Source organism: Micromonospora sp. U56 (assembly GCF_018070095.1).
GTDB lineage: Bacteria > Actinomycetota > Actinomycetes > Mycobacteriales > Micromonosporaceae > Micromonospora > Micromonospora purpureochromogenes.
On sequence record NZ_JAGPYL010000005.1, the window covers coordinates 60,154 to 72,043 of the forward strand.

General features: G+C 71.0%; 11 protein-coding genes and 1 pseudogene. 7 read left to right on the forward strand and 5 right to left on the reverse strand.

Going from position 1 to position 11,890, the window contains the following annotated elements; genetic code table 11:
• Positions 1 to 12 precede the first annotated feature (12 nt).
• From KBX37_RS04080 to KBX37_RS04095, 4 genes and pseudogenes are all read right to left on the reverse strand, one after another.
• Positions 13 to 4,305, reverse strand: a complete 4,293-nt coding sequence (locus KBX37_RS04080) for a GH92 family glycosyl hydrolase (protein WP_210774570.1) — start codon at positions 4,303 to 4,305, stop codon at positions 13 to 15.
• A 122-nt stretch (positions 4,306 to 4,427) separates the two neighbouring features.
• The gene (locus KBX37_RS04085) at positions 4,428 to 4,598 is read right to left on the reverse strand and encodes a hypothetical protein (protein WP_210774571.1); all 171 of its coding nucleotides are present in this window, start codon (positions 4,596 to 4,598) and stop codon (positions 4,428 to 4,430) included.
• A gap of 193 nt (positions 4,599 to 4,791) precedes the next feature.
• Positions 4,792 to 5,604 carry an SDR family NAD(P)-dependent oxidoreductase gene (locus KBX37_RS04090; RefSeq protein WP_210774572.1) on the reverse strand — a complete coding sequence of 271 codons (813 nt, stop codon included), beginning with the start codon at positions 5,602 to 5,604 and terminating at the stop codon, positions 4,792 to 4,794.
• Positions 5,605 to 5,626: 22 nt separating this feature from the next.
• Positions 5,627 to 5,917, reverse strand: a pseudogene (locus KBX37_RS04095) (NADPH-dependent FMN reductase); the annotation flags it as partial.
• 45 nt (positions 5,918 to 5,962) lie between these two features.
• On the opposite strand from KBX37_RS04095, the gene KBX37_RS04100 reads away from it, so the two are divergent.
• Together KBX37_RS04100 and KBX37_RS04105 are read left to right on the forward strand one after the other, a co-directional pair.
• Positions 5,963 to 6,439: a MarR family winged helix-turn-helix transcriptional regulator gene (locus KBX37_RS04100; RefSeq protein WP_210774573.1), complete on the forward strand. Its 477-nt coding sequence runs from the start codon at positions 5,963 to 5,965 to the stop codon at positions 6,437 to 6,439.
• 82 nt (positions 6,440 to 6,521) lie between these two features.
• Positions 6,522 to 6,809 (forward strand): cupin domain-containing protein, encoded by a 288-nt coding sequence (locus tag KBX37_RS04105; protein WP_307848933.1) that lies wholly within the window; start codon positions 6,522 to 6,524, stop codon positions 6,807 to 6,809.
• A 306-nt stretch (positions 6,810 to 7,115) separates the two neighbouring features.
• Here KBX37_RS04105 and KBX37_RS04110 read toward each other — a convergent pair whose 3' ends face one another.
• Positions 7,116 to 7,712: a TetR family transcriptional regulator gene (locus tag KBX37_RS04110; protein ID WP_247656997.1), complete on the reverse strand. Its 597-nt coding sequence runs from the start codon at positions 7,710 to 7,712 to the stop codon at positions 7,116 to 7,118.
• A 169-nt stretch (positions 7,713 to 7,881) separates the two neighbouring features.
• Between KBX37_RS04110 and KBX37_RS04115 the strand changes: the two genes are divergently transcribed.
• The 5 genes from KBX37_RS04115 to fabG are packed head-to-tail and all read left to right on the forward strand — an operon-like array spanning position 7,882 to position 11,876.
• A complete protein-coding gene (locus KBX37_RS04115) occupies positions 7,882 to 8,652 on the forward strand; it encodes an SDR family oxidoreductase (protein WP_210774575.1) in 771 nt (256 codons plus the stop codon).
• Positions 8,652 to 9,434 carry an SDR family oxidoreductase gene (locus KBX37_RS04120; RefSeq protein WP_210774576.1) on the forward strand — a complete coding sequence of 261 codons (783 nt, stop codon included), beginning with the start codon at positions 8,652 to 8,654 and terminating at the stop codon, positions 9,432 to 9,434. The genes KBX37_RS04115 and KBX37_RS04120 overlap by 1 nt, the downstream gene beginning before the upstream one ends.
• The gene (locus KBX37_RS04125; protein WP_210774577.1) at positions 9,431 to 10,414 is read left to right on the forward strand and encodes an NADPH:quinone oxidoreductase family protein; all 984 of its coding nucleotides are present in this window, start codon (positions 9,431 to 9,433) and stop codon (positions 10,412 to 10,414) included. Before KBX37_RS04120 ends, KBX37_RS04125 begins: the two co-directional genes overlap by 4 nt.
• Complete coding sequence (locus KBX37_RS35530) at positions 10,411 to 11,124, forward strand: HAD family phosphatase (RefSeq protein ID WP_210774578.1); 714 nt, start codon at positions 10,411 to 10,413, stop codon at positions 11,122 to 11,124. Before KBX37_RS04125 ends, KBX37_RS35530 begins: the two co-directional genes overlap by 4 nt.
• Positions 11,121 to 11,876 (forward strand): 3-oxoacyl-ACP reductase FabG, encoded by a 756-nt coding sequence (gene fabG, locus KBX37_RS04135; protein WP_210774579.1) that lies wholly within the window; start codon positions 11,121 to 11,123, stop codon positions 11,874 to 11,876. Before KBX37_RS35530 ends, fabG begins: the two co-directional genes overlap by 4 nt.
• The last annotated feature ends 14 nt before the right edge of the window (positions 11,877 to 11,890 follow it).

The window sequence follows — 11,890 nt, forward strand, 5'->3', positions numbered from 1 at the left end:
CCGATTCGCCGGTCAGCGCGGGGCGCACTGTCCCGAGGAGCCACCGGTGACCGTGCTGGGCAGCCCGTTGTCGCGGGGCGCCGGGACGTTGTCGGCGCAGGACAGCGCGCCGGTCACCGTGCTGGCGGCGAGCACCGGATCCGCGTTGCCGAGGAGGCCGACCGCGCCGGCGACCTGACCTGCCTCGATGGCGACCTCGCCGGTGGTACCGGCCACGGTGACGCCACCCCGCACGGTCACGCCGTGCAGCACCACCGCGTCGGCGCCGCTGGCCGACACCCCGCCGGAGAGCACGCCACCCCGCACGTACAGCGCGGCGCCGGGCTGCACGGTCACCATCCCGTTGATCGTCGCGCCGGTCAGGCACGTCACGCCGGACGTGACGGTCAGCGCGGCGTCCCGCCGTCCGGTGATCGTCGAGGTGCAGGCCGGCGACGGCTTCGCCAGCAACTCCACCTCCGCGAGCGTGGCGGCCGGGTCGGCGGCGGTCACCTCCAGCCGGTAGTGGGCGTACCGGCCGGGCTGGTCGACCTGGAACGACCGGGTCTGCGACCGCCAGGGGAACGACTCGCCGGCCCGGTCGTCGAGCACCGTCCAGTTACGGCCGTCGTACGACCCCTTGAGCTGCCAGCCGTGCAGGTCCCCGGCGACCTTGCCGGAGGTGAGCGTGTAGTGGGTGACCTTCTCCGGGGTGCCGGAGACCTTCCACTGCACCGGGACGTCGACCGCGACGGTGGTGCCGGAGCTGTCGTCCCGCAGCGCGGCGGCCCCGCCGGTGGCGGTGATGTCCGCCAGCGGCCGGGCGACCGGGCCCGGCTTGCTGAGCGAGGTCGGCAGGTCTTCGGCCGCGGTGGCCCACGACGACGGGTACTCGCCCATCTCGAAGTCCAGCACCGCGCCGTCGGCCAGCTCGCCGTGCGAGATCGAGGACTTCCGGTGGGTCTGCCCGTCGACCGTCAACCCCTGCACGTAGACGTTGCGGGCGTTGTTCTGCGGTGCGTTGACGACGATCTGCCGGCCGTTGGGCAGGTGCACCGTCGCCTTGCGGAACAGCGGTGAACCGATCACGTAGTCCGCGCTGCCCACCTGCAGGGGGTAGAAGCCGAGCGCGCTGAAGAGGTACCAGGCGGAGGTCTCGCCGTTGTCCTCGTCGCCGGCGTAGCCCTGGCCGATCTCGCTGCCGAGGTACATCCGCGACAGCGCCTCCCGGACCTTCGCCTGCGTCTTCGCCGGCTGCCCCGCGTACGTGTACATCCACGGGATGTGGTGGGCCACCTGGTTGCTGAAGCCCCACATGCCCATCCGGACGTCCCGCGCCTCAATCATCTCGTGGATGGTGCCGCCGTAGGAGCCTGGGAACTTCGCCGTCTCCGGGGTGCGGAAGAACTCGTCCAGCTTGTCGGCCAGCTGCTGCCGACCGCCGTACAGGTTGGCCAGGCCCTGGCCGTCCTGCGGGACGTGGAACGCGAAGTTCCAACCGTTGGTCTCGGTGTAGTCGTGCTCGTGGCCCCAGACCCGTGGGTCGTACTCCGCCGTGGTGGACTTCCACTTCCCGGCGGCGTCCCGACCCTGGAAGAAGTCCACGTGCGGGTCGAACATGTGCACGTAGTTCTGCGCCCGGTCGCGGAAGTACTCCGACTCCTCGCGGTAGCGGGCCCGGTCCGCCTCCGGGGTGGCGGGGTCGTCGGCGAGCGCCGCGCCCATGTTCGCGATGCCGAAGTCGTTGATATAGCCCTCCAGCGCCCAGGAGACCCCCTCGGATACGTCCGACGCGGTGTACCCCTGGAAGATCGACGTCTGCAGTCCCTTGCGACCGACGCTGGTGTTGTTCGGGTTGCTGCCCGGCGGGCTGACCGTGGCGTTCTTCACCGCCGCCTCGTACGCGGCCTTGACGTCGAAGCTGCGCACGCCCTTGACGTACGCGTCGGCGAAGGACACGTCCGAGCTGGTGCCGGTCATCAGGTTCGCGTACCCGGGCGACGACCAGCGCGACACCCAGCCGCCGTCCTTGTACTGCTGCACGAACCCGTCGACCAGTTCGCCGGCGGTGTCCGGGTCGAGCAGCGTGTACGCCGACCAGGTGGTGCGGTACGTGTCCCAGAAGCCGTTGTTGACGTACACCTTGCCGTCCACGACCGGGGCGCCGGTCCGGGTGGGGGTGGTGCCGGCCGGGATCGTGCTCGACGTGGTCGACTGCACCGCGTGCTTCCAGACCGGCGCCTCCGGCGTGCCCACGTTCTCGTGCGCGGAGTTGGGGTAGAGCGAGAGCCGGTAGAGGTTGGAGTACAGGGTGGTGAGCTGGTCCTCGGTGGCCCCCTCGACCTCGATCACCCGCAGCTTGTCGTCCCAGAGCCGCTGCGCGCGCTCGCGGACCGTCTCGAGGGTGTCGTCGTGGCCGATCTCGTTCTCGAGGTTGCGCCGGGCCTGCTCCACGGAGATGAGCGACGTGGCGATCCGCAACTCGACGGTCTTGGTCTGCCGGGTGTCGAAGGCCAGGTACCCGGTGACGTTGGCCCCACCGCCGCCGGCGAGCCGGCCGCTGGCGGTGACCGGGGCGTCGACGACGCCGTGGACGAACATCCGCCCGGCGCCGTTGGACAGCCCGCTGCGCACGTCCGAGTAGCCGCTGACCACGCCGTCGGCGCCGAGGGTGAGGCCACCGTTGTTGTTGACGTTGTCGAAGATCAGGTTGCCCTGGTCGCCGGTGAAGGTGAACCGGAACAGCGCGGCGTGGTCGGTCGGTGCCAGCTCCGTCCTGAGGCCGTTGTCGAAGGTGACGCCGTAGTAGTGCGCCTTCGCCACCTCGTTCTCGTGCCCGAACGGCAGCGCCCGGGCGGACCGGCCGGCGGCGGGCACCCCGGTGGCCGGTGAGGGCATCACCTGGAACGTCTGCCGGTCACCCATCCACGGGCTCGGCTCGTGGCTGACGGTGAACGCCTGCAGGGCCGGGCGGTTGGTGGCGGTGTTGCGGCTCTGGTAGTCGTACAGCCAGCTGATGGAGCCCGCGTTGGTCATCGGGGTCCAGAAGTTGAAGCCGTGCGGCACCGCGGTCGCCGGGATGTTGTTGCCCCGGGAGAAGCTGCCGCTGGAGTTGGTGCCGCGGGTGGTGAGCACGTGGTCGGAGGGGCGCGGCGTGGCCACCTCGGCCGGGTTGCCGGTGATCCGGATGTCGTCGACCCAGCCGTTGAACAGGCCGGTCCCGGTGGTGCTGTCGTAGGCCAGCAGGACGCGGTCGACGCGCTTGCCGGCGGCGACAGCGCCGATCCGGGACCGCTTGACGTTCCACTGGTCGGCGTAGAGCGACTTGGACTCACCCTGCGCCTGCGGGCTCAGCCCGAAGCCGTGCTGGTCCACCGCGCCCAGCTCACTGAGGTAGGTGCCGTCGTCGAAGGCCAGGTCCACCGCCGCGTAGGTGCTCGGGTAGTCCAGGTCCTGCCCGGTCAGCTCCGGAAAGATGACGTACGACAACTCGGTCCGGTCGGTCACCGTGAGGTCGACGTCGAAGACCTTGTTGTACGCGTACCCGCGCCCGCTGACGGTCTGCCCGCCGGAGTACTGCAGCGCGCGGACCCCGGTCCAGCCGACGTTCGGCTTCATGGTCGGGCCGTTGACCGGGCCGCCGCTGCTCATGGTGCGCATGTTGCTGGGCGGCGGGGGAGTGGTGTCGCCGTTGGAGAGCTGAAGCTCGGCGAGCTGGGTGATGCCGCCCCCGCCGATCGCGGTGACGTTGAGCCGGTAGTAGGGATACGCGGTGGCGTTGTCGAACCGGTACTCCCTGGTCTGGAAGCGCTCGGTGAACTGCTGCCCGGTCCGGGTGTCCAGGGTGGTCCAGTTCTCCCCGTCCGCGGAGCCCTGCAGGGTCCAGTCCTTCGGGTCGCGTTCCGGTGCGTCGTTGGCTGAGGTCAGCGCGTAGTGCACGACGGCGACCGGCGCGTCGAGTCGGACCCGTACCCAGCCGGTCGGCGTGAAGGTCAGCCACTTGGTGCTGACATTGCCGTCGATGACCCGGTCCGCGGTCTCGCTGGGCGGGTTCTCCCCGTTGGCGGTGACCTCGGTGATCCGGCCGGCCAGGTTGCCGGGGATTCCCTTGACCGGGCTGCCGGTCACCCCGGAGGTCTTCTCGGCGCCGCCGGCGTCGGTCTCGGTGGTGTTGATCCAGGTCGGCTGGGGATCGCCGGCCTCCAGCGAGGTGGAGAAGTCGGTGGCGGGCGTCTCGGCCGCCAGCGCGGGCAGCGGTACGGCGGGAACCGCGAGGCTCACCATCACCACGACCGGCAACAGGGCCCTGCGTCTACTACGCCTCATACGAAAACCTCCAGAGGGGAGTCCGAATGCGACGGTCGCGCACCCGGTTGGAGATTTCGACAGCGTTCGCGGCGCATGACAAAGCTGTCAAGAGCCTTAACAAAAGTCCCGGCGCGAGCCGGTCAGGCTGTCCGCCGGCCGCGATTGATCGACAGCAGCAGACCGACGGCGGTCGGGGCGGCGCCGGCCACGGCGGCGTACCCGGGAAGGCCGGCGGGGATGCCCAGGTGGACGGTGATGCCGAGAAGGCGGGACAGGCCCCAGGGCAGCAGCGCCATCTGGTCGTTCCACACCGTCGGCGCGCGCTCCAGCCCGACCGCCGCGACCAGCCCGGACAGCAGTCCGAGCGGGACACCCGCGGCGGTCAGGGTCAGCCCGCGCCTGTTGGACAGGACCGAAGCGGTGGCGGGCTGCCCGGGCGCTGCCCGGCGGCAGGTGCACGTCGGCGCACGCTCGGATCGAGCGCGCGCCGGCTTGCCGAGGGGATCAGGTGAAGTTGGCGCCGCCGTCGACCAGCAGCGACTGGCCGTTGATGTAGGCGGCGTCGTCGGAGAAGAGGAAGGCCACCATCGCGGCAAGATCCTCCGGTCTACCCAGCCTCGGCGAACGAACCGTCGCGAGAATCTGCTCGCGGAATTCGGCCGTGGTGGTCTCGAGCGCGGCGCCGGTGAGGATCACGCCCGGCGACAGCAGGTTGGTACGAACACCGTGCTTGCCGCCGAGCGTCGCGGTGTGCCGGGTGAGGCCGATCAGTCCGCTCTTGGCCGCCTGGTAGGCGACGCGCTCGGTCTCGCCCAGCCACACGGCGCTCGACATGGTGTTGACGATGGAACCCTCACCTTGCTTGATCATGATCGGCAGGGCGTGCCGGAGGCCGTACAGGTAGCCGGTGAGGGTGACGTCGATGGTGTGCTGCCAGACATCGAGCGGCACCGAGGTGACGTCGCTGTCCCGCCCGATGTTGCGTGGCGAGAGATCCGCCGCCACGTTGAACAGGCCGTGCAGGCCGCCGAACCGCTCGACGGTGAAGTTGATCAGGCCCTGGTAGGACTGCTCGTCGGTGATGTCGAAGCCTCGTGCCACGGCGGTTCCGCCGGCGGCGGTGATCTCGTCGACCACCGTCTGGGCGGCGGCCTGGTTCAGATCCGCCGCGACGACCAGCATGCCTTCCTCGGCGAGCCGGATCGCGGTCGCGCCGCCGATGTTGCCCGGCGCCGCACCGGCGACGAGGGCGACCTTGCCTGTGAGTCCACGCATTGTCCTGTCCCTTCCCCATTCGACGTTCAGTTCCGGTAGCAACGGCTGCCGGCCGTGCGGTCGATCACCTGGTGCGCAGCGGCTCCAGGGCCTCGCTCCAGGCCACGACCTGGTCGAGGGTCACGGTCAGCGCGTCCCGCTGGAAGTCGCTGGGCTTGAAGACGCTGAAGTTCTCGAAGTCGGTGAAGAGCGAGAGGGCGACCTGGGACCGCACGTCGGCCATCTGCAGCTCGCCGGCGATGAGCCGCAGGTGCTCCACCGCCCGGGCTCCGCCCACGGAGCCGTAGCTGACGAACTCGACGGCCTTGTTGTTCCACTCGTTGTAGAGGAAGTCGATCGCGTTCTTCAGGGCGCCGGACGTGGAACTGTAATTGCTTCGTCAAGCAAGTATGCTGGGGGCATGTCCACCGTCACACCGAAGTCGCCACGGGCCCCGAAAAGGCCGCAACCTCTCAACGCGGACGAAGAGGCCGTCGTCCGGGCCCTCCCGCGGGTCATTCACGCCCTACCCCGCGCCATCGACGCCGACCTCGTACGCGAGCAGGGACTGCCCAGCGTCGAGTACGAGGCGCTGATGCATCTCTCGGAGGGGCCCGACCGGCGACTGCGCATGAGCGAGCTGGCCGCCGCCTGCGAGATGTCGCTCAGCGGCATGAGCCGCGTCGTGCAGCGGCTGGAACGGCAGGGGTACGTCCAGCGGGTCAGGTGCGCGCAGGACGCCCGCGGCTGGAACGCCGTCCTCACCGACGCCGGCCTTGCCCGCCTGACGCAGGCCTGGCCCACCAACCTGGCCGCCGTACGCCGGCACTTCCTCGACCACCTGGCGGGCCTCGACCTCAAGCAGCTCGCCGAGGCCCTGGAAAAGGTGGGTACCTGAGCCGAAGGCCGACCCGCGCCTGGTCGGCCGGCGGTGGGAACCCGGCGGCCGGGGCGCCCCGACCATCGACAAGGAGAAGCCAGTGGAAGTCCTGCCCGTGCAGCCGTCCGTCAAGGGACCGGCGGAGATGTTCACCGGCGATGTCTACTTCGACGTCATCGCCAAGGGCGAGGAGCCCTTCCGGATGCGGGTCAACACCGTCCGCTTCGCGCCGTGCGCCCGCACCGCCTGGCACTGCCATGCCGTCGGTCAGACCCTGCACGTCACCGACGGCGTCGGCCTGATCCAGTCCCGTGATGGCGAGATCATCGAGATCCGACCCGGCGACACCATCCACACGCCACCCGGGGGAGTGGCACTGGCACGGTGAGGCCCGCGGTGCAGCGCACCCGTGGCCCGACGCCCCGCGACATCCCGGGCGGCCGCTACTCAACGTGGTCGGCACGGACACAGACCCGGCTATGAGTGATATGCCCCTGAGTCATATTTATGCCTCTGGGGTATATCGCCCACCAGGCATACGCGCTCCCCAACCCGACACGCCTGCTGGCGCCCACCCGATCGCGGGCGTGGCGCGACCACCGTCACCCAAAGAAAGGTCGGAGGCGGGTCTCGGTGATCAGGATCGGCCCGCACGGACGCCGACGGCAACGCCTACTCCGAACCTCGGTGCCGTTCAGCGGGCGCCGACGATACGGAGCGCCATCTCGGCGTACTGGGTGGCGATGTATTCGGGGCTCCAGCCGCCGTCGTCCCGGTACCACCGGCCGAGGTCGACGCCGAGGGACAGCAGGGCCGCTCCCGCGATCCGCGGATCGCGGGTGTCGAAGACGCCGGCGGCGACGCCGGCCTCCACGAGCTGGCGGAACGCCTGCTCGATCCGGTGGCGCACGGCACGGATCTCGGCGAGATGCTCGGGGCTCAGTGCGGCCAGCTCGTAGTTCACGACCCGGGTGCGGGTGTGGTCGCGGGCGTGCGAGACGACGAAGTCGTGGACGGCACGCCGCAGTGCCGTGGCCGGGTCGTCGGAGGACGCGATCGCCTCCTGCACGAGGCGCAGCACGTGGTCGTGTCCTGATCGCGCGATCAGGTAGAGCAGCTCCTCCTTGGATTTGTGGTGCACGTAGAGCGCGGCCGGGCTCAGCCCGGCCGCGGCGGCGATGTCGCGTGTCGTCGTGCCGTGGAAGCCTCGCTCGGCGAACGCGTCGACGGCCGCCTCGAGCAGCCGGGCGCGGGTCGCGTCGGCGCGAGAGTGATCGGCGGTGGAGGTCAACCCGCGTCCATCCTTCCTTCTGGCCTGGCCGGCATTGATACCACAACGCCCGGTGGGCCGGCCGGATGTCGACCACCGGGCCGGACCTGTTGACGGCAGCCGCTGCGGCGTCGCACACTTCATCGAGCGTAACGTAAGCAAGCGCTTAGTAACCCTGAAGGGGAGGCCCGTGTCTCAAGCTGGAGCGACGTCCACCAGATTCACCGGACGAACGGCGATCGTGACCGGTGCCAGCCGGGGCATCGGCCTGGCGATCGCCGAGCGGCTGGTGGCCGAGGGCGCCAAGGTCGTCATCACCGCCCGCAAGCAGGAGGCGCTCGACCAGGCCGTCGCCCAGCTGGGGCCGGAGCACACGCTCGGCATCGCCGGCCACGCCGACGACGCCGACCACCAGGCCGAGGTCGTCGCACGCGCGGTCGACACCTTCGGCGGCGTCGATCTGCTGGTCAACAACACCGGCATCAACCCGACGTACGGGCCGATGGTCGAGCTGGACCTGGCCGTGGCCCGCAAGATCTTCGAGGTGAACTGCCTCGCCGCCCTGTCCTGGGTGCAGCAGGCCTATCGGGGCTGGATGAAGGAGCACGGCGGCGCCGTGGTCAACGTCGCCTCGGTCGCCGGCCTGCGGCCCGCGCCCGGCATCGGCTTCTACGGGGCCAGCAAGGCGATGCTCGCCCACCTCACCCAGCAGCTCGCCGTCGAACTCGGCCCGGACATCCGGGTGAACGCGGTGGCCCCGGCCGTGGTGAAGACGAAGTTCGCCACCGCCCTGTACGAGGGCCGCGAGGAGCAGGTGGCCGCGGCGTACCCGCTCAAGCGGCTCGGCATCCCCGACGACATCGGGAGCGTCGTCGCGTTCCTGCTCTCCGCGGACGCCGCCTGGATGACCGGCCAGCTGCTGGTGGTCGACGGCGGCGTCACCCTGACCGGAGGTGTCTGATGCCGGTACGGGACAAGGGCGTCGTCGTCACCGGCGCCGGCCACGGCATCGGCCGCGCGCTGGCCACCCGACTCGCCGCCGAGGGCGCGCGGGTCGTCGTCAACGACCTTGACGCCGAGGCGGCCGTCCGGGTGGCAGGGGAGATCGGTGGGTACCCGGCTTCCGGCGACGCCGCCACCGAGCAGGGAGTTACCGCGCTGGTCGAGGCGGCCCGCGGCCACCTGGGCAGCATCGACGTCTGGATCGGCAACGCCGGAATCGACCGCGGCAACGGGCTGCTGGCCACCGAGGAGGACTGGGCCGCCAGCCACGAGGTGAACGTCCTGGCCCACGTACGGGCCGCGCGACTGCTGGTCCCCGGCTGGGTCGAGCGCGGCTCGGGTCGGTTCGTGGTGACCGCGTCGGCGGCCGGGCTGCTCACGATGATCGGGAGCCCGACGTATTCGGTCAGCAAGCACGCCTGCGTGGCGTTCGCCGAATGGCTGTCGTTGACCTACCGGCACCGTGGCGTCGTGGTGCAGGCGATCTGCCCGCAGGGGGTGCGGACCCGGATGCTCGACAACGCCAAGCCGTTGCAGGAGTTGCTCAGCCACGACGCGGCGCTCACCCCCGAGGACGTCGCCGAGGCGACGTGGCAGGCCCTCCACCACGACCGGTTCCTCGTCCTGCCGCATCCCCAGGTGGCCACCTACTACGCGCACCGCGCCACCGACACCGACCGTTGGCTGGGCGGCATGAACAAGCTCCAGCGACGACTCGAGGACCAGGGGACAGCCCGATGAAGGCATGGCGGGTCGTCGACCTCGGTGAGCCCCGCGACGTGCTCCGGCTCGTCGACGTGGCCGACCCGGAGCCGGGCCCCGGGCAACTCGTGGTGCGGGTGCTGGCCGCGCCGGCCAACTTCCCCGACGTCCTGATGTGCCGGGGCGAGTACCAGGTCAAGCCGGAGCTTCCGTTCACCCCGGGCGTCGAGCTGTGCGGCGAGGTCGTCGCGCTGGGCGAAGGTGTCGACCGGTTCGCCGTCGGCGACCGCGTGCTCGGCGGCGCGACGCTGCCGTACGGCGGGTTCGCGCAGTTCGCGCTGCTGGACGCGGCGGCCACGTTCCCCGCGCCCGCCGAGCTCGACGACGCCGAGGCGGCCTCGCTCTACATCGGATACCAGACCGGCTGGTTCGGCCTGCACCGGCGGGCCGGGCTGCGCGCGGGCGAGACGCTGCTGGTGCACGCCGCGGCCGGCGGCGTCGGCAGCGCCGCCGTCCAGTTGGGCAAGGCGGCCGGCGCCCGGGTGATCGGCGTCGTGGGCGGTCCCGAGAAGGCGGCGGTGGCCCGGGCGCTCGGCGCCGACGTGGTCGTGGACCGCCGGGAAGAGGACTTCGTCGCGGTGGTCAAGGCCGAGACCGGTGGTCGGGGCGTTGACGTCGTCTACGACCCGGTCGGCGGCGAGACCTACCAGCGTTCGACCAAGTGCGTCGCCTTCGAGGGCCGGATCCTCGTGGTCGGCTTCGCCGGCGGTGAGATCCAGTCCGCCGCGCTCAACCACGCCCTGGTGAAGAACTACTCGATCGTCGGCCTGCACTGGGGCTTGTACCACCGCTACGATCCGGCGGCCGTCGCCGACTGCCATCGGGCCCTCACCGCGTTGGCCGCCCAGGGTGCGGTACGACCCCTGGTCAGCCAACGCCTCGCGCTCGACGAGGTGGCCGACGGGGTGCAGGAGCTCGCCGACGGCGTCACCGTCGGCCGGGTGGTGTACGTCTCGTGAGCACCGTCAACCAGGTGGACGCCGTGGTCTTCGACTACGGCGGCGTGCTCACCGGACCGGTCCGGGACTCGATCGCCGCGTGGCTGCACGCCGACGGCATCGACCCGGCCTCGTTCTCGCGCACGCTCAAGGCCTGGCTGTCCCGCGCCGCCCCGGACGGCACCCCCGTCCACCGGCTGGAGACCGGGGCGCTGAGCGTCGACGAGTTCGACGCGCTGCTCGCCGCCGAGCTCACCACGCTCGACGGGCGTGCGGTCGATCCGGTCGGCGTCCTGGCCCGGCTCTTCGCCGGGATGCGCCCCGACCCGGCGATGGTCGACCTGGCCCGGCAGTTGCGCAACGCCGGCGTGCGCGTCGGCCTGCTCTCCAACAGTTGGGGCAACACCTACCCGCGCGAGCTGATCGACGGGCTCTTCGATCCCGTCGTCATCTCCGGCGAGGTCGGCCTGCGCAAGCCGCTCGCCCCGATCTACACGCTCACCCTGGAGCGGCTCGGGCTGCCGGCCGACCGGGTGCTCTTCGTCGACGACGCCGAACCGAACGTGCTCGGCGCCCGCGCGGTCGGCCTGCGGGCGCTGCTGCACACCGACGCCGACACCACGCGGGCCGCGATCGCCGAGCTGCTTCCCGCCTTTGGCAACGGCCTCCCACGGCCGCGGCCCGGAGCCGACCTGCCCCATCCCGCCCGCACCGAGGAGTTGACCCCATGACCGTCACCCGCACCGCAGTCGTCACCGGAGCGGCCCGTGGCATCGGCGCCGCCGTCGCCAAGCGCCTTGCCCGGGACGGCTTCGCCGTCGCCGTCGTCGACCTGGACGAAGCGGCGGGCAAGCCGGTCGTCGAGGAGATCCAGGCCGGCGGCGGCCGGGCCCTGGCCGTCGGCGCCAACGTCGCCGACGAGCAGGCGGTGCAGGCCGCCGTGGACCGGATCGCCGAGGAACTGGGCGAGCCGACCGTGCTGGTCAACAACGCCGGCATCCTCCGCGACAACCTGCTGTTCAAGATGACCGCCGACGACTGGGACACGGTCCTGAACGTGCACCTGCGTGGCTCGTTCCTGATGAGCCGCGCCGTGCAGGGCTACATGACCAAGGCCGGTTGGGGGCGGATCGTCAACCTGTCCAGCACCTCGGCCCTGGGCAACCGGGGCCAGGCCAACTACGCGGCCGCCAAGGCCGGCCTGCAGGGCTTCACCAAGACGCTGGCCCTGGAACTCGGCAAGTTCGGGGTCACGGCGAACGCCATCGCCCCCGGCTTCATCGAGACCGAGATGACCGCCGCCACCGCGGCGCGGGTCGGCATGGCCTTCGAGGACTTCAAGAACGCCGCCGCGGCGCAGATCCCCGTCGCCCGTACCGGCACGCCGGAGGACATCGCGCACGCCGTGTCGTTCGTCGCCAGCGAGGGAGCCGGTTTCGTCTCCGGCCAGGTGCTGTACGTCGCCGGCGGGCCGAAGGCCTGACCGGGAAAGGAGAG

What these genes read in the sequence shown, in the direction of transcription:
- KBX37_RS04120 (WP_210774576.1), top strand. Translation starts at nt 8,652, where the DNA reads ATGCCGGTACGGGACAAGGGCGTCGTCGTCACCGGCGCCGGCCACGGC.
- KBX37_RS04080 (WP_210774570.1), bottom strand. Translation starts at nt 4,305, where the DNA reads ATGAGGCGTAGTAGACGCAGGGCCCTGTTGCCGGTCGTGGTGATGGTG.
- fabG (WP_210774579.1), top strand. Translation starts at nt 11,121, where the DNA reads ATGACCGTCACCCGCACCGCAGTCGTCACCGGAGCGGCCCGTGGCATC.
- KBX37_RS04100 (WP_210774573.1), top strand. Translation starts at nt 5,963, where the DNA reads ATGTCCACCGTCACACCGAAGTCGCCACGGGCCCCGAAAAGGCCGCAA.
- KBX37_RS04125 (WP_210774577.1), top strand. Translation starts at nt 9,431, where the DNA reads ATGAAGGCATGGCGGGTCGTCGACCTCGGTGAGCCCCGCGACGTGCTC.